The sequence below is a fragment of the Amycolatopsis aidingensis genome (assembly GCF_018885265.1).
GTDB classification, from domain to species: domain Bacteria; phylum Actinomycetota; class Actinomycetes; order Mycobacteriales; family Pseudonocardiaceae; genus Amycolatopsis; species Amycolatopsis aidingensis.
This window is the reverse complement of record NZ_CP076538.1, coordinates 121,383-137,281: the sequence shown is the minus strand read 5'-3', so window position 1 is coordinate 137,281 and position 15,899 is coordinate 121,383. Positions and strand designations below refer to the sequence as shown.

14 protein-coding genes and 1 pseudogene are annotated in these 15,899 nt (G+C 71.7%); 6 read left to right on the top strand and 9 right to left on the bottom strand.

All coding sequences use genetic code 11. From position 1 onward, the window contains the following. Position 1 precedes the first annotated feature (1 nt). The 4 genes from KOI47_RS00700 (at position 2) to KOI47_RS00685 (ending at position 6,436) form a co-directional block, all read left to right on the top strand. The gene (locus tag KOI47_RS00700; RefSeq protein WP_216212655.1) at positions 2-2,071 is read left to right on the top strand and encodes a methyltransferase domain-containing protein; all 2,070 of its coding nucleotides are present in this window, start codon (positions 2-4) and stop codon (positions 2,069-2,071) included. Next, the gene (locus tag KOI47_RS00695) at positions 2,068-3,984 is read left to right on the top strand and encodes a glycosyltransferase family 4 protein (protein WP_232376462.1); all 1,917 of its coding nucleotides are present in this window, start codon (positions 2,068-2,070) and stop codon (positions 3,982-3,984) included. Before KOI47_RS00700 ends, KOI47_RS00695 begins: the two co-directional genes overlap by 4 nt. A gap of 9 nt (positions 3,985-3,993) precedes the next feature. Beyond that, on the top strand, positions 3,994-4,548 hold the full coding sequence (locus KOI47_RS00690; protein ID WP_216212652.1) for a hypothetical protein: 555 nt from the start codon (positions 3,994-3,996) through the stop codon (positions 4,546-4,548). A gap of 76 nt (positions 4,549-4,624) precedes the next feature. After that, the gene (locus KOI47_RS00685; protein ID WP_216212649.1) at positions 4,625-6,436 is read left to right on the top strand and encodes a glycosyltransferase family protein; all 1,812 of its coding nucleotides are present in this window, start codon (positions 4,625-4,627) and stop codon (positions 6,434-6,436) included. A 27-nt stretch (positions 6,437-6,463) separates the two neighbouring features. Here the strand turns inward: KOI47_RS00685 and KOI47_RS00680 are convergent, their stop codons facing one another. After that, positions 6,464-7,525, bottom strand: a complete 1,062-nt coding sequence (locus tag KOI47_RS00680; protein ID WP_216212646.1) for an alcohol dehydrogenase family protein — start codon at positions 7,523-7,525, stop codon at positions 6,464-6,466. A 349-nt stretch (positions 7,526-7,874) separates the two neighbouring features. Here KOI47_RS00680 and KOI47_RS00675 point away from each other — a divergent pair, with 349 nt between their 5' ends. After that, positions 7,875-9,452, top strand: coding sequence for an MFS transporter (locus tag KOI47_RS00675; protein ID WP_216212644.1), 1,578 nt, complete (start codon positions 7,875-7,877; stop codon positions 9,450-9,452). Positions 9,453-9,455: 3 nt separating this feature from the next. On the opposite strand, the gene KOI47_RS00670 is transcribed toward KOI47_RS00675, so the two are convergent. The 8 genes and pseudogenes from KOI47_RS00670 to KOI47_RS36325 form a co-directional block, all read right to left on the bottom strand. After that, positions 9,456-10,121: a response regulator gene (locus KOI47_RS00670; RefSeq protein WP_216212641.1), complete on the bottom strand. Its 666-nt coding sequence runs from the start codon at positions 10,119-10,121 to the stop codon at positions 9,456-9,458. Continuing rightward, positions 10,118-10,837 carry a glycerophosphodiester phosphodiesterase family protein gene (locus KOI47_RS00665; RefSeq protein WP_216212638.1) on the bottom strand — a complete coding sequence of 240 codons (720 nt, stop codon included), beginning with the start codon at positions 10,835-10,837 and terminating at the stop codon, positions 10,118-10,120. Before KOI47_RS00665 ends, KOI47_RS00670 begins: the two co-directional genes overlap by 4 nt. Before the next feature lie 163 nt (positions 10,838-11,000). Beyond that, a complete protein-coding gene (locus tag KOI47_RS00660; protein WP_216216991.1) occupies positions 11,001-12,050 on the bottom strand; it encodes a sensor histidine kinase in 1,050 nt (349 codons plus the stop codon). Positions 12,051-12,220: 170 nt separating this feature from the next. Beyond that, positions 12,221-14,344, bottom strand: a complete 2,124-nt coding sequence (locus KOI47_RS00655; protein WP_216212633.1) for a molybdopterin oxidoreductase family protein — start codon at positions 14,342-14,344, stop codon at positions 12,221-12,223. 57 nt (positions 14,345-14,401) lie between these two features. Next, complete coding sequence (locus tag KOI47_RS00650; RefSeq protein ID WP_216212631.1) at positions 14,402-14,656, bottom strand: hypothetical protein; 255 nt, start codon at positions 14,654-14,656, stop codon at positions 14,402-14,404. Beyond that, positions 14,657-15,004, bottom strand: a complete 348-nt coding sequence (locus KOI47_RS35345; protein WP_232376461.1) for a DUF6247 family protein — start codon at positions 15,002-15,004, stop codon at positions 14,657-14,659. A gap of 32 nt (positions 15,005-15,036) precedes the next feature. Further along, the gene (locus KOI47_RS36090) at positions 15,037-15,162 is read right to left on the bottom strand and encodes a hypothetical protein (protein ID WP_269756688.1); all 126 of its coding nucleotides are present in this window, start codon (positions 15,160-15,162) and stop codon (positions 15,037-15,039) included. A gap of 19 nt (positions 15,163-15,181) precedes the next feature. Further along, positions 15,182-15,406: pseudogene (locus KOI47_RS36325) on the bottom strand (GNAT family N-acetyltransferase); the annotation flags it as partial. A 143-nt stretch (positions 15,407-15,549) separates the two neighbouring features. Here KOI47_RS36325 and KOI47_RS00640 point away from each other — a divergent pair. Beyond that, positions 15,550-15,885 (top strand): YnfA family protein, encoded by a 336-nt coding sequence (locus KOI47_RS00640; protein WP_216212625.1) that lies wholly within the window; start codon positions 15,550-15,552, stop codon positions 15,883-15,885. Positions 15,886-15,899 lie beyond the last annotated feature (14 nt).

Sequence of the window (15,899 nt, the reverse complement as noted above, 5' to 3'; positions counted from 1 at the left end):
CGTGGAGCTGATACCGACGATCGTCCGGCACGCCGCAGACCGCAGTGCCCTGAGCGATGAGCTGCACTTCGCGGCTCGCGGCGAGGCCGAGCGCGCCATCCTGGACCATGGCCGGGCCAACCTGCTGCGCGGCCTCGACGTGTCGCCGAGTGCGAGCGTGCTGGAGGTCGGCAGCGGTCACGGGGAGCTGACCCGGTACCTCGGCGAGACCGTGACAGCCGTGGACGCGGTGGAGCCCACCGCGGACCTCGTGCAGGCGACCAGGGAGCGGACCGAAGGGCTGGACTCGGTCCGGGTCCTCCACGGCGCCCTCGCCGACCTGCCTGCCGACCGGCAGTACGACCTGGCCCTGGTGGCCGGTGAGTTCGCCGAGCCTGCCGCGAGCAACCCGGGCTTCCTGTACCGCCTCCGGCAGCGGCTGCGCGCCGGCGGCACGCTCTGCCTGGCGCTCGGCGAACCGGGTCGACCGGCAACGAACCGGTCGACCTGCACCGCCGCACTGCGCCAGGCCGGGTTCGACGACCCGCTACTGCTGGACTGCTTCCCGCATCATCGGATCGTCCGGACCATGCTCACCGCGCAGCTGCGCGCCCGGCACCCGCGCCTGGCGGAAGCCCTCCAGGCTGAGCCTGCGAGCACTGGACCTCGCCGGGACGACCGGGTGGACAGCTTCCTGGTGCTCGCGACCAACGGCACGGCGGCCGAGCCGGTTCGGCCGCTGTGGCCGCCAGAGCGGCTGGCCACGTACTTCAACACCGCCGAGCGCGCCGCGGCCTGGTGCACCAAGGCCGATGTCACTCGGGTGGGCGAAGGCGCCGAGGTCCGGCGGACACCGCTGCAACCAGCCCACCCTTCGGTGGAGGGCATCGCCGTCCGCGAGTGCACCGAGCCGGTGTACGACGCGCCGACCATCACGTCTCTGCTGCTGGAGCAGCCCTGGCGGGTCGACCCGCTGCTCGCCGAGTGGCGGGCCCTGCTGGACATGCAGGAGCCGCTGGTCGGTCCCGCGCTGTGGGACCTGCTGCCGCACAACGTGCTGGTTGACGGGGATCGGCTGCGGCCGATCGACCTGGAGTGGGAGAACGCGCGTGCCGGTCCGGAAGAGGTCGCCGAGCGCGGGGTGCTCGTCCTGGCGCACCACCTGTGTGCGGCCGGCTGGAGTGGTGCCGCGCCGGGCAGCACCACGCGGGAGACGGCCGGCTGGCTCGGCGTGCTGATCGGGCTCAAGCCGGGCTTCGTCGAGCGTGCGGTGGAGCGGGAAAGCCACTTCGCCGCGATCGGCGCCAGCGCCTCGGTGCTGGGAACCCGCGAGCTGCGCGAGGAGATCCGCGCGATCTGGCTGGACCGGCTGGCACAGCGGATCGACGCGGCGGCCGAGCACGAGCCGCGGCCGATGAATCGCACGATCGCGCCAGCCGACCCGGCCTTCGACGGCGACCTTCGAGATTACTTCGGCTGGGCACGGGACGCTGCCCATCTGGTACGGACGACGCTGACCATGGAACGTACCGCGGCTCCGACCCGGATCCTCGATCTCGGCTGCGGGTACGGCCGCGAGCTGCGTGCACTGCGTGCGGCCTTCCCGGAGGCCATCGTGCTGGCGGAGGACGAGGATCCGGATGCCGTGCGGTTCTGCGTGGCCGAACTCGGCGCCACCGAGCTCGAAGGGCCCGGCCAGGTGGAGCTGCTCTGGTGCGGAACGCGGTTTCGCACCCTCGACGCCGCGGCCTGGCGGCCCGCGCTGCAAGACGTCGCCGCCCGGCTTGCCCCGGATGGCCTGGCGTTCCTCGGAATCCCCGGCAGGCGGGCCGCCGAGCGATTCGAGATCGAGCAAGAAAAGGGTGACGATTACCCGGTATCGCCCGCGTGGCAGGCACTGATCGACTACCGTACTCGCGGTTTCGGCCATTGGGAGGGATTCTCACTGAGCACGCCGGACTGGACGGTCCGCCAGGTGCTGGCCCAGCCGTCGCTGCGCCTTGCCGGATACCACGAGGCTGCGCTGGGCGAGTTGCTGGATGTGATCGTGCTGCGGCGTGCGCAGGTCACCGAGAAGGGGGAAGGGCGATGATGCCGGTCACCGCGATGTGCACGGCCGGGGTGCTACCGCTGCCGCAGGAGGTTGGCCACCACTTCGCGGCCCGCGGCTGGATCACCGGGGTGACCGGCCTCGGCGAGTTCAGCGTGCGGATCGGCGACGTTCCCGCGGTGCTGGTGCCCGACCACCTGACCGAGGCCCCGGAAGGTGCCATCGGCTGGCGCGCGGAGCCGACGAGGCCGGTTCCGAAGGGTACGCATGAGCTGCTCGTACTCGGCCCGGACGGCGCGGAACTCACCAGCACGCCGGTGACGGTGCGGCAACGCCCCGGCGAGGCGCCGATGTGGCTGGGCGAGCTGGAATCGCCGAAAACCGATCGCAAGGCTCCTGGCAACGTCGTCTTCGTCTGCGGCTGGGCGCTACTGGACAGCCGCGCACCGAGCATTGTGGAAGTGATCGTGGACGGCGGGCGCCCGGTGCGGGCCCGTACCCGGCTACCACGGCCGGACGCAGCGGCCGAACTGCCCGAGTTCCCAGACGCGGCCGTCGCGGGCTTCGAGGCCCGGGTGCCGGTCAACCTGCCGCCGGGGCAGGACCGGGAGCTGACCGTCCGGGTCCGGTACTACACCGCCGGGGCCGGCGAGTGGATCTCCCCGGCACGACGATTCACGCTGAGCAACCCCGTCCCGGACGCCGACGATGCCGCCCTCTCCGCCGAGCTCGCCGAGAACACCGAGCGGGCCCTGGCGCGGGTTCAGGTGCGCACTGATCCCCGGCATCTGCTGGTGCTCACGCACAGCCTCGGCCTCGGGGGCGGGCAACTGTGGCTGCAGGAGTTGCTCGGCAGGCTGGTCCGGGACCACGGGTGGACCATCACCCTGGCCACCGAGATGGATGGGCCGCTGCGTACCGACTGCGAGGAGCTCGGCATCCCGGTGCACCTGACGACGCACTATCGGAACTCGAGTGTGCCGTACTACGAGGGCCATGTCGCGGAGCTGGCGTACCTCGCGAAATGCTCCGGCGCCTCGGTAGCGCTGATCAACACTCTGGGCGGGTTCCCCGCCGCGGACGCTGCCCAGCGGGCCGGCCTGCCGACGGCGTGGGTCATCCACGAAAGCTTCTCGCTGCCGGACTTCGCCTACCAGAACTGGGGGCCGCACACCCCACCGCGGGCAGTGTGGCAACGCTGGGAACGCACCATCTCCAACACCGACAAGTTGCTGTTCGTCGCCGACGCGACGCGGGAGATGTTCCTGCCGTACAGCACCCCGGAGCGGTGCCGGACGGTGCGGTACGGCACGCCGATGGTGAAGTACGGCGGCCGGACCAGGGCGGAAACCCGTTGGCAGGCCCGGCACACGCTGGGTATCGATCCGGAAGACATCGTGCTGCTCAACGTCGGCGTTGTGGAGTCGCGCAAGGGCCAGGGGCCGCTCATCTCGGCCATGGAGAAGGTCCGCAGGAGCCACCCCTCGGCCCGGCTCATCATCGTCGGTCAACATGCCTCGCCGTACGGGCTCGCGCTCGCGGAGACCGTCGAGCGCACCGGGATCGAGGACTGGGTGCAGCTGGTGCCAGTACAGCGGGACCCGACCCCGTGGCTGCAGGCCGCGGACATCTTCGTGAACAGCTCCGACATCGAGTCGCTACCCCGCTCGATCCTGGAAGCTGTGTGTTGCGGGATCCCGGTAGTCGCCGCAGACGTGTTCGGCTCCCGCGAGATGGTCATCGACGGCGAGACGGGCTGGCTGTTCGAGACCAACGATGTCGACGCACTCACCGTCGCGCTGCTACGCGCATTGGACACCACCGCGGCCCGGCGGCAGGAGATGGCGAACAACGCCTACCGCCACCTGGCGGACTGGCTCCAGCCGAGCGGTTACGCACGGGAGTACTCCGAGATCCTGACCGAACTCGCCAACGGTGGCGAGCAACCGACCTGAGAGGCGACTGTGCTCGAGGACCTGACCGAACTGCCGGGACGTGTGCGCGCGGAACTCACGCGCCTGCGGGCCGAGCGAGAAACGTTCGTCGCCGAGCAGGACCGGTTGAAGAACCTGCTCGCCGAGACCGAGGAGCAGCTCCGGATAGCCCGTGCGGACCACGAGGAGTTGCGGAAAGGCGAACAGCGCGCCCACGAGCTGCGCCAGCAAGCGGAACGGGCCGAGCAGGAAGCCGGGGAGCTGGCGGCGCGGCTGCGAGCGGTGGAATCGGATGTGGCCACCGTCCGGTCCGAGCGGGACAGCCTGCGCGCCGAACTCGCCAACTGTCGCAAGGAGCGGGACGAGATCCGGCTCCGGCTGCTGGACGCCGAACTCGCACTGGCCGCGGGTGAGGTCGCCGGAAGCGGCCCGGCGGCCGAGGTCGAGGCCGACCGGGGCCGTTCGGTGGCCGCCGAGCGGCGGGCCGCCGAGATCGCCAGGGAGCTGGAGGCAACCCGGCAAACGGTCAGCTGGCGCGTCACCGCGCCGCTGCGCGCGGTCCGCAGGAGGACGCAGAGGCCGTGATCCGCGAAGACGACGCCTCGCGAGCATGGCAGGTCCGGCCAGTGGGCCGTGGAGCGCAGCGAGAAGGAGTCGAGCCATGAGCCGCGAAGCCGATCTCTGCCTGGTCTCGGCGGAGGGGGGTTCGGCCTTCATGGCGGAGCTCCTCGAGGTCGTCGCCGACGCCGTCCGCGCGGTCGGCGGCCAGGCACGCACGGCCACCGGGCGCTTCCCCGAGCCCGGGCCGAACACCGTCTACGTGGTGGTGCCGCACGAGTACTTCGTGGTCACCCCGGACGAGCAACTGCCTGCCGCGGACCTGTGCCGGCGCACGATCGGCTTCTGCGTCGAGAACCCCGGAACCGACACCTTCGAACGCAACGCCGCGCTGGTGCGCAGCCTGGCCGCGGCCGTGGACATCAACCGGGAGGCGACCGCCGAACTGGGTCGCCGGGGTATCCAGGCGGAGTACTTCCAGCTCGGCTACAGCCCTCGCTGGGACAGCTGGGGTGGCGACCTGGACGCCGTCCGGGACATCGACGTCACCTACCTTGGCACCGCACAGCGACGCCGGTCCTTGCTGCTCGGCTCGTACTGGCCGGACCTGCAGGACCTGCGGGTCCGGCTGCTCACCCCGCCGCACGAGATGATGACGGCCAAGCGGCCCGACTTCCTTCCCGGCACGGAGAAGCTGGCCCACCTCGCCCGGTCCCGGTTCCTGCTGAACGTGCACCGGGAGCAGGCCAGAACCCTGGAATGGGTGCGCACGCTGGAGGCCATGTCCAACGGGTGTGTGGTGGTGACCGAGCCATGCCTCAATCTCGAACCGCTTGTCCCAGGTCGCCACCTGGTGGTGAGTAGGCCCGAGTCGCTGGGCAGCGCCGTCGCTGCGCTGTGTGCGCAACCGGAGCGGGAACGCCAGCTGCGCGCCGCAGCCTACGAGTTCGTGCGCGGCCTCGACCTGCCCGGTTCCGCCCGCATGCTCACCGCCTTGGCGAGCTCGCTGCTGACCGGCCCGCAGTCGCCGCCGCCGGATCTGACCGAGGCGCGCAGGCTGGCCGGGGCCCTGCGCTCACCCGCGCAGGCGCTGGCGATCGACACCCCCTCGGTGGACGTCCGGTTCGGCGGGGAGCCCACGCTGCCCGAACCGGAAGCGCCGGTGCACCCCATGAGCACGGCTGAGGCGGTCCGGCTGGCCCAGCGCACGGTCGCGGCCCGGCGTACCTCCGGCCGTTGCTGGGTCGAGTCCAGCGGTGCCGAGCTGTTCCCTGAGGTGCAGAGGGTGGACGCCGACGTGCTGGTGGTGCGCAGGCCGGGCGAGCCCGATCCGGACGAGCTGGTACGGGACCTGCTGTGCGGGACCGTGCTGCCGGGGCAGATCCTCGTCGCCGAGGACGGGGTCGTACCGCACCAGGTGTCGCGGCCCTACCGGATGCTGCGGCACGAACTGCCCCTCGGCCGTGGCTACGCCCGCAACGCCCTGGCCGAAGCCTCCACCGCGCCACGGTTGCTGGTGCTGGACGCGGGGATGCGGGCCGCAAAGCACCTGCTGGAGCGGTTGCTGCAACACGGGCCGGAGGAAGGGGTGGCACACTGCCCGGTGGCCGATCCGGTGGCAGGCCTGGTCGGGGCGCTGCCGCCGGAGCGGCGCAGGCTGGACCGGCTGCCCTACCTCGGCAGCGGGTACCTCGTGCACCGCTCGGTGCTGGACGCGGTGGGCGGCTGGACCGAGGATCCGCTGCTGGACGGGCTGGAGGACCACGTGTTCTGGCGCCAGGTGGCCGCGGGCGGGCAGCAGAGCACGCTGGTGCAGCAGGTGCTGCTGCAACGGATGCGTCCGGATCCGGCGCCGCGCCCGCTCGACCTCGACCCGCGGAAGGCGTGGGCCGCGGCGAATCTCGCCGGTGCCTGAGCGGGCGCGGTCCCGGTTCGCGCCGGTTCAGGCGCCGGTCCGGTGTTCGCCGGGCAGCACGACCAGCTTGCCGAAGAAGTTCTTCCGCTCGAACTCCGCCTGTGCCGTGGCCAGCTCGGCCAGCGGGTAGCTGCCCGCCAGCAGCGGGCGCAGCTCGCCGGCCTCGATATGCGCGAGCAGCCGGGCGAAGTCGGCGTGGGTGCCGAAGGAGGAGCCGATCAGCTGGAGCTGCCGCAGGTACACCGTGCGCAGGTCGGTCTGCACGACGGGACCCGCGATCCCGCCAGCGACCACGTAGCGGCCGAGCGGGGCTAGCACGCCGAGCAGCGCCGAGAACGAGGGTCCGGCCACCACATCGGCGACCACCTCGGCCTCGCGCCCGCCCAGCGCATCGGCCAGCGCGGCGGCCAGGTCGGGCGCCGCCCGGTCCACCACCGCCTCCGCGCCCAGCTCGCGTACCGCCTTGTGCTTGCCAGCACCGGCCACCGCCACCACCCTGGCGCCCCGGGCACGCGCGAGCTGGACCAGCGCCGAGCCGACCCCGCCGGAGGCCCCGGTGACCACCACGGTCTCCCCCTCGGCAAGACCTGCCCTGCCCAGCATCCGCAACGCGGTGGTGTACGCGGTGGGGAAGGTGGCCAGTTCGGCGTCCGACAGCGGGCTGCGCACCGGATGCGCCAGCTCGGCTGGCACCGTGACCAGCTCGGCGAACCCGCCGTCGCGCTCGCTGCCGAGGTAGTCGGTGGTCACCAGTTCCCGCTCGCCACCGTGGTAGAGCATCGGGTCCACCAGCACCCGCTGGCCGATCCGGTCCGCGGTGACTCCCGGGCCGACCTGGTCGATCCGGCCGGCCACATCGGCACCCTGGATCCGCGGGAAACGCAACGGTTCGCGGCGCCAGCCGGTGGTCGCGGACGGGTCCCCGGCCGAACCGTAGGCACCCTGCCTGGTCCAGAGGTCGGTGTTGTTCAGCCCGGCGGCGCCGACCCGCACCCGCACCTCACCGGCCGCCGCCCGCGGGTCCGGCACGTCCTCCCGGTACACCAGCCGCTCCGGCCCGCCGAACCCGGTGAGCAGTACCGCACGCATGTCTCGCCTCCCACGAAGTAAACCGACCGGTATGTTTACACGACAGCATGCGCAGGTGTTTCTGTCAACCGGGTGACCATCTGCCCCTCGTACGGGTGAGATCGGCCGCGTCGCGGGGCACCCTCCCACCACACCGGGAAGGCCGGGAGCAGCATCACCGGGGAGAGGAGGCGGCATGCTGCTGGAGATCGCCATCGTCGCCGTGCTCGCGGTGGTCTTCGTGGTGCGGCTGGTCCGGGACCTGCGCCATCGCTGAGGCCGCGCTCACAGACCCGAGCGTTGACCTCAACACAACTTCAACTTCTAGCCTCGTGATCAGTACCGGGATCTGCACGGGAGGCTGGAGCCAATGTCCGAAACCACGCCGAAGGCGGGGCTGCGCGAGTGGGTGGGGCTGGTCGTGCTCACCCTGCCCGCGCTGGTCATCGCCATGGATTTCACCGCACTGCACCTCGCGGTGCCGAAACTCAGCGCCGACCTGCAACCGACCAGCACCCAGATGCTGTGGATCGTGGACATCTACGGCTTCCTGATCGCCGGGCTGCTGGTGGTGATGGGCACGCTCGGCGACCGGATCGGCAGGCGCAGGCTGCTCATGATCGGCGGGGCCGCGTTCGGCGCGGCCTCCATGCTCACCGCCTTCGCCGGCAGCGCCGAACTGCTGATCGCGGGCCGGGCCCTGCTCGGCGTCACCGGGGCCACCCTGCTGCCATCCACCCTGGCGCTGATCAGCAACATGTTCCGGGACGGGACGCAACGCAGGCGCGCGATCGCGGTGTGGTCGACCAGCTTCATGCTCGGCGGGGCGATCGGGCCGCTGGTCAGCGGCGTCCTGCTGGAGGCATTCTGGTGGGGCTCGGTCTTCCTGCCCGCGGTGCCGGTGATGCTGCTGCTGATCGGCCTCGGCCCGGTCGTGCTGCCGGAGTACCGCACGGCCGCCGCCGGCCGGGTGGACCTGGCCAGCATCGCACTGGCGATGGCCTCGATCCTGCCGATCGTCTACGGGGTGAAGGAACTCGCCAAGGGCGGGCCCTCGGCGACCGCGCTGCTGTCCCTTGCCGCCGGGGCGCTGGTCGGCTGGGTGTTCCTGCGGCGGCAGCGCGGGCTGAGCAACCCGCTGCTGGACCTGGCCCTGTTCGGCAACCGCTCGTTCAACGCCTCCATCGGGGCGCAGACCACCTCGCTGTTCGTGCTGGCCGCCATGCAGTTCTTCCTCATGCAGTACCTGCAACTGGTGCTCGGGTTCTCCCCGCTGGCCGCGGGACTGTGGACCATCCCGGCGATGGTGGCCGGGGTGCTCGCCAGCCTGCTGGTCCCCTCGCTGGCCCAGCGGATCAGCCCGCCGCGGCTGATCGTCGCCGCCATGCTGCTGGCCGTGGCCGGTCTCGGGATCATCGCCGGGGCCGGTTCCTCCGGGGCCGGGCTGGCGCTGACCGGGTTCATCCTGCTCAACCTCAGCCTGAACCCCACGATGGTGCTCACCTACGACCTAATCATCGGCAGCGCACCCGCCGAGCGGGCAGGCACCGCATCCGGGACCGCGGAGACCGGCAACGAGCTGGGCATCGCACTCGGGGTGGCGATCGCGGGCAGCATCGGGGCCGCCGTCTACCAGGGCAGGCTGGCCGGGGACGCCCTGCCCGCGGGCCTGCCGGCCGGGGTGGCCGATGCCGCGCGGGACACCCTCGGCGGCGCGGTGGCCGCCGCGGCCGACCTGCCTTCCGGGCTCGGGGCGCGGTTGCTCGCGGTGACCAGGGACGCCTTCGTGCACGGGATGACGCTGACCACGATCGTGCTGGCGGTGTTGTTGACCGGGGTCACCGTCGCGGTGGCCGCGCTGCTGCGCAAGGGCAGCCAGGCAGCGGCGCCGGAACAGCACCACACGGACGAGGACGACGAGTGCGGGGAGCCCGCCGTCGTCGGCTGACCGCTAGAGGTCGCGGGGCCGGACCAGCCCGGACTCGTAGGCGAGCACCACCAGCTGCGCCCGGTCCCGCGCCCCGACCTTGGTCATGATCCGGCTGACGTGGGTGCGGGCGGTCGCGGTGGAGATCACCAGCTGGCCCGCGATCTCCTCGTTGGAAAGCCCGCCAGCCACCAGGGCCAGCACCTCCCGCTCCCGTTCGGTGACCTCCCGCACCGCCCCGGTGTGCACCCGGCGGTTCTCCGGGCGGTCCACGAACTCGGCGATCAGCCTGCGGGTGACCGTCGGCGCCAGCAGCGCCTCCCCCGCGGCCACCACCCGCAGGGCACGCAGCAGCTCCACCGGGTCGGTGTCCTTGAGCAGGAACCCGCTGGCCCCCGCGCGCAGCGCCTCGTAGACGTACTCGTCCACGTCGAAGGTGGTCAGCACCAGCACCTTGACCTCAGCCAGCTCGGGGTCGCCGGTGATCCGCCGTGTCGCCTCGATCCCGTCGGTTCCTGGCATCCGCACGTCCATCACCACGATGTCCGGCCGGTGCCGCCGGGCCAGCGCGACCGCCTGCTCCCCGTCCGCGGCCTCCCCGCACACCTGGAAACCCTCCTCGGTCTCCAGCAGCACCCGGAAACCGGCACGCACCAGCGCCTGGTCGTCGGCAAGGACTACCGAGATCATGCCGCCATCTCCCGTAGCTCGACCGCGCGCCGCGGCCGGTCGGTCACCAGGACGTCCACCCGCGGGTCGGCGAGCAGCCTGCCGATCCCCCGGTCGTCGTTCACCGTCCACACCATCGTCCCGATCCCGTGCCGGGCACACAGCCCAAGCACGGTGAGCCGGGCCAGCAGGTGCTGGACCGCGACCCAGTCTGCCCCGCAGGCGCGGATCCTGCGCAACGGGAACAGTTCCCCGTGCCGCAGCCCCAGCTGCCGGTGCCAGCCGTGGCCACCGAGCTGCCTGCCAAGCGACAGCGCCGTGCGCACCCCCGGATGCTCGCGCTTGATCCGGGCGATCGAGACGTCCTCCAGTGAGGTGACCACGAACCCGTCCGCGCCGAGCACCTCCACCGCGAGACCCAGCACCTCGTGCTCGTAGCCGGTCTCCTTCAGATCGAGGTGACCGGCGGCATCCCCGGCGATCAGTTCCAGCACCTCGCCCAGCTCCGGCACGTGGTAACCGGCGCGTTCGCACAGCTCGCGGTAGCCGATCGAGTCCACCCGCGGCCCGCGGCCGACCCGCTCGTCGTGGAAGATCACCAGTTCCCCGTGCCGGGTGCGGCGCACGTCGAACTCCACGTACTCCGCCCCGGTCTCCACCGACTTCTTGTAGGCGTCCAGGGTGGCGGCCGGTGCCTCCTCGCCGCCGCCGCGATGCGCGGAGATCAGCGGGCTCATGCCCGGTCCGCCCTTCGCCGCAGCACCAGCCCGGCCAGCAGCAGCACCCGGGTGCACGGGCGCCGCGCCGGTGTTTCGGTAGTTGTCACAGATGCCCCAGCCGTCTCCCGAGAAAGACGCATCACCCCATTCTCGCCGAATTCCGGCCGGATTGGCAGTGAATTCAGGATCCGGTCGCCGGAACCGGGAGCACTGCGCGCACCTCGAAGCCACCCTCCACGGTCGCGCTCGCGGTGAACCGCCCACCAAGCGCCTCGGAGCGCTCCCGCATCCCGCGCAGCCCGTTACCCTGCCGGGGCGCGGTGGCACCCATCCCGTCGTCCCGCACCACCATCTCCAGCGACCCGTCCCGGCGTCCGAACTGGACGGTGACCGAGCTGGGCTGGTTGGCGTGCCGGATCACGTTGGTCAGCGACTCCTGCAGGATGCGGTAGGCCGCGCCGTCCACGTCCGGTGGCAGCTCCCCCGGCTCGCCGCGCACGTAGACATCGATCCCGACGGCCTGCGCGTGGTCGATCAGTTCGGCGATATGCCGCAGGCTGGCCGAGGGTTCGGCCGTTCCCTCCTTGCGGTCGCCGCCGCGCAGCACCTCCAGCGTGGCGCGCAGGTCGGTCAGTGCCTCCGCACTCGCCTCCTTGATGTGCTGCAACGCCTTACGGGCCTCCTCCGGCCTGCGGTCGGCGACATGCGCGGCCACTCCGGCCTGCACGTTGATCATCGCGAGGCTGTGCGCGACCACATCGTGCACCTCGCGGGCGACCCGCAACCGGTCCTGCTCGGCGAGCCGCTGCGCATGCTCGGCCTGCTGCTCGCGGGTGGCTCGCTGGGCGGCCCTGCGGTGCCGCAGCGCGGTGCCGATCCCGACCACCGCGGCGACCCCGGCGACCAGCCCGGCCGCGGGCAGCGGTGGCAGCCAGTCCCCGCTGCTGCCCGCGTGCACCAGGTACAGGGCGACCAGCAGGGCAGCGCCCGCGATGCTGGCGGTGGCCGGACCGCGCACCCTGGTCAGCACGAACAGCGCGGCCCCAGGCAGCACGATCGCGGGGCCACCGGGATAACCGGACCAGTAGTAGGTCAGCGCGAGCACCGAACTGACCGCGAACGCCAGCAACGGGTACCGGCGGCAGGCCAGCAGCGGCAGCGCGGTGGCCACCAGCCAGCCGTACCCGACCAGGTCCAGCGCCCGCGCGTCCGGCTGCTGCCGGGCGGCCATGGTGGTGGCACCGAGCACGAAGCCCGCCAGCACGAGCGTGCGGAGCACGTCGCCGAGCTGCCGTCTGCCAGGGAACACCCCTGAAAGTTACCCTTCGAACGCCGCCACGCGTATCCGTCGCCAGGCGACTCTTCCGTTACGACGCGTGCGGTATCCCGGTCCGCTGCCCGCTACCGCCGGGAGTCGGTACCGGCGCGCAGCCGTACCCGGACCCCGGAGAAGGCGGCGGTGCCGGTCAGCCCGTCCACGAAGGCGTCGTCGGTGACGTCGTTGACGCTGACCCCGGCGTGCTCGGCGGCCACCCGCAGCCGGGTGCCCTCCCGGCCGTGCCCCCAGCCGTGCGGCAGGCTGACCACCCCGCGCATCACCGAGTCGGTGAGCTCGACCGGCACCGTGATCTCGCCGACCGCCGAGGACAGCGTGGCCAGGTCACCCTCGGCGAGCCCCCGGCTGCGCGCGTCCTCCGGATGCACCAGCAGGGTGCACCGGGGTTTGCCCTTCACCAGCCGCCTGCTGTTGTGCATCCAGGAGTTGTTGCTGCGCAGCTGCCGCCTGCCGATCAGCACCAGCTCGTCGGTCTGCCGCGCGGCGGCAAGCCGTTCCCGCAACCGCGGCAGGTCGTCAAGATAGGTACGCGGGGCGAGGTCGATCCGCCCGCCCTTGCCTGGCAGGCGCCCTGGCAGCATCCGGCGCAGCGGGCCGAGGTCCACGCCGTGCGGCCACCCGCGCAGCTTCCGCAGGGAAAGGCCACCCAGCCCGCGGCGCAGGCCGTATGGGCCCGCGCGCAGCCCGAGCGCCAGCATGGCCTCCGGCCCGCCCCGGCCGAGCAGGCGCAGCAGCTTACCGCCGCCGAGGATGCGGCTGGCCAGCTCGAGGCAGATCTCCCAGTCGTGCCGCTGGTCCCGGCCGCGCCGGAAGATCGGCGGGGCGTACTTGGCCACATTCCGCACGGACAGCGCGGCCAGCGCCAGCTCGTAGTGCGAACGCTCGAGGTGCGCGGTCGGCGGCAGGATCACGTCGGCGTGCCGGGTGGTCTCGTTCAGGTAGAAGTCGATCGCGACCATGAAGTCCAGCTTCGGCAGTGCCTCGTCCAGCCGGGCGCCGTTCGGCGCGGACAGCACCGGGTTGCCCGCGACGGTGAGCAGCGCGCGCACCCGCCCCGCGCCCGGAGTGTCGATCTCCTCGGCCAGCGCGGCCACCGGTAGCTCCCCGCCGAACTCGGGCAGCCCGCGCACCCGGCTGCGGAAGGTGCCGAAGCTACCGGGTTTGGCCAGGCCGATCAGGTCCACCGCGGGGGTGCCGAACATCGAGCCGCCGGGTTCGTCCAGATGCCCGGTGAGCGCGTTCAGCACCACCAGCAGCCAGGCCGCCAGGCCGCCGAACTCCTGGGTGGTCACCCCGATCCGGCCGTAGACCACCGCCCGCGGGGTGCGCGCCAGCTCGCGGGCCAGCTCGCGGATGCGCTCGGCGGGGACGCCGGTGACCTCGGCGGCGACCTCCGGGGGATAGTCCTCGGCGGCCGCGCGCAGCTCGGCGATGCCGTCCAGCCGGGCCGCCAGCCTGCCGGGACGCACCAGATCCTCGGCGAACAGCACCCGCATCATGGCCAGCAGCAGGATCGCGTCGGTACCGGGCCGGATGAACAGGTGCTCGCTGGCGTGCGCGGCGCTCTCGGTCCGCCGGGGGTCGATCAGCACCACCCGGCCACCGCGTTCCCGGATCCCCTTCAGCCGGGCCTTGATGTTCGGCGCGGTCAGGAAGCTGCCGTGCGAGACCGCCGGGTTGGCCCCCAGGCAGATCAGCAGGTCGGTGCGGTCCAGGTCGGGTACCGGGATGAGCAGCTGGTGGCCGAACAGCTGCTGGGCGGCGAGCAGATGCGGCAGCCCGTCCACCGAGTGGCTGGAGTAGGCGTTGCGGCTGCCCAGCCCGCGCAGGAACGGCAGTCCGTACAGCAGGATGCCGAGGTTATGCGCACCAGGGTTGCCGAGGTGGGTGGCCACGGCGTCCTTGCCATGTGCGCGCCGGATCTCCTTCAGCCGCCGCGCCACCAGGTCGAATGCCTCTTCCCAGCTCGCCTCGCGCCAGCCATCGCCCTGCTTGATCAGCGGGTGGCGCAGCCGGTCCGGGTCGTGGTGCACATCGGCGAGCGCGGTGGCCTTGGGGCAGATGTAGCCGCGGGAGAAGGGATCGTGCTCGTCGCCGCGGATGCCGGTGACCCGGTCGCCGTCCACCGTGACCGTGATCCCGCAGGTCGCCTCGCACAGCGTGCAGGTGTGCTGGTGCGTGCTCGTCACGCCATCGAACCTAACGCGTTCGAGCGAGGTGGGGCGACAGTTCCCTACCCGAGCCCTTTACCCGAGCCATTGGACGAGCAGGATGTGCACCTCCCGCTGTTCCTCAAGTACCAGGTAGGTGACCGTGCCCTGTGCATCCTGGCCGAATACCAGCTCGCGCATCGGACCGTCCGGAAGCTCGGCGTTGTAGGGGCGACCGTTGCCCGGTGTCAGTTCGAGTACGGCCAGAGCTTCGGCAAAGGCCGGCAGGGCGTCGTCGGGTAGGGCTTCGACCTGGTCGACCGCCTGGTCGTCCGGAACGATTCGGTACACCTAGCTGCCGAGACGTCTGTCGATCACCGCGCGCATGTCTTCGAACGACCGTGCGCCCGGGTTGTTACCGGTACGCACGATGTGCGCGGCCTTGTCCAGCATGCGCCGGTGGGCGTCCGGACCTTGCCGCTGGGTCAGCCAGGCAATGCGATGGTAGTTGCGCAGCACATCCAGTACCCGGGTCAGATCCAGTGTTTCGGCGGCCTCAGCCAGCGCCTCCCGGTAGGCCACCTCGAACTGTGCGCGCTCCTCGTCGATCAGGGCGTCGCGGATGGCGGTAGGTGTTGTCTCCGGAGGCAGGTCGGGCACCGGAGACTCCTCGAACGGGTTTCCGGCCGCTGCGGTCATACTCGACACGATAGCCGCCCACCCCGACGAATTCAGGTCGGCTCTCCGGCCGGGGCACCCGTTACCCTCGCGTGCAGGTGCATGTCGTGCCAGCCGTCCTGGTGCGGCAGCGCGCCCCGCGGGATCCCCTCCAGCGGGAAGCCGAGTGCGGTTGCCACCCGGCAAGGACGCCTCGTTTTCGGCGGAATGCGGTATCTCCAGACGCCGCAGGCCGAGCTCCCCGAAGCACCACCCGGTGAGCGCCCGCACCGCGCGGGTGGCGACCTTGCCGCCCCGCGCGGCAGGAACCACCCAGTAGGACAGGGCGGCACAGCCGGTCGCCAGGTCGATGTTCCGCAGCCCGACCTGGCCCACCAACGCGTCATCGGTGATCGCCCAGCTGGCCCCGTCTCGGCCACCCACTGTGCGGGCCAGCCCTCGATCCACTCCGCGGCCTCTGCGGTGGAATCGAATCGCCGCCGGTGCCAGTGCCGGATCTCGGCATTGTCGAATGCCGCGCGTACCTGCGCCGGTACGCGGAGCTTGGCGGATAGGATCCGGCTCCCATGCTCGTCCTTCGATCCATCGCGCTGTTCCTGGTCGCCGCGGTACTGGAGATCGGCGGCGCCTGGCTGGTCTGGCAGGGCATCCGCGAGCACCGGGGCTGGATCTGGATCGGCGCCGGAATGATCGCGCTGGGCCTGTACGGGGTGGTCGCCACCTTCCAGCCGGACGCCCACTTCGGCCGCATCCTCGCCGCCTACGGGGGCATCTTCGTCGCCGGTTCGATCGCCTGGGGGATGGTCGCCGACGGCTACCGCCCGGACCGCTTCGACATCATCGGTGCCCTGGTCTGCCTGGCCGGGATGGCGATCATCATGTACGCGCCGCGCGGCGGCTGACCGCAAGGACGGGA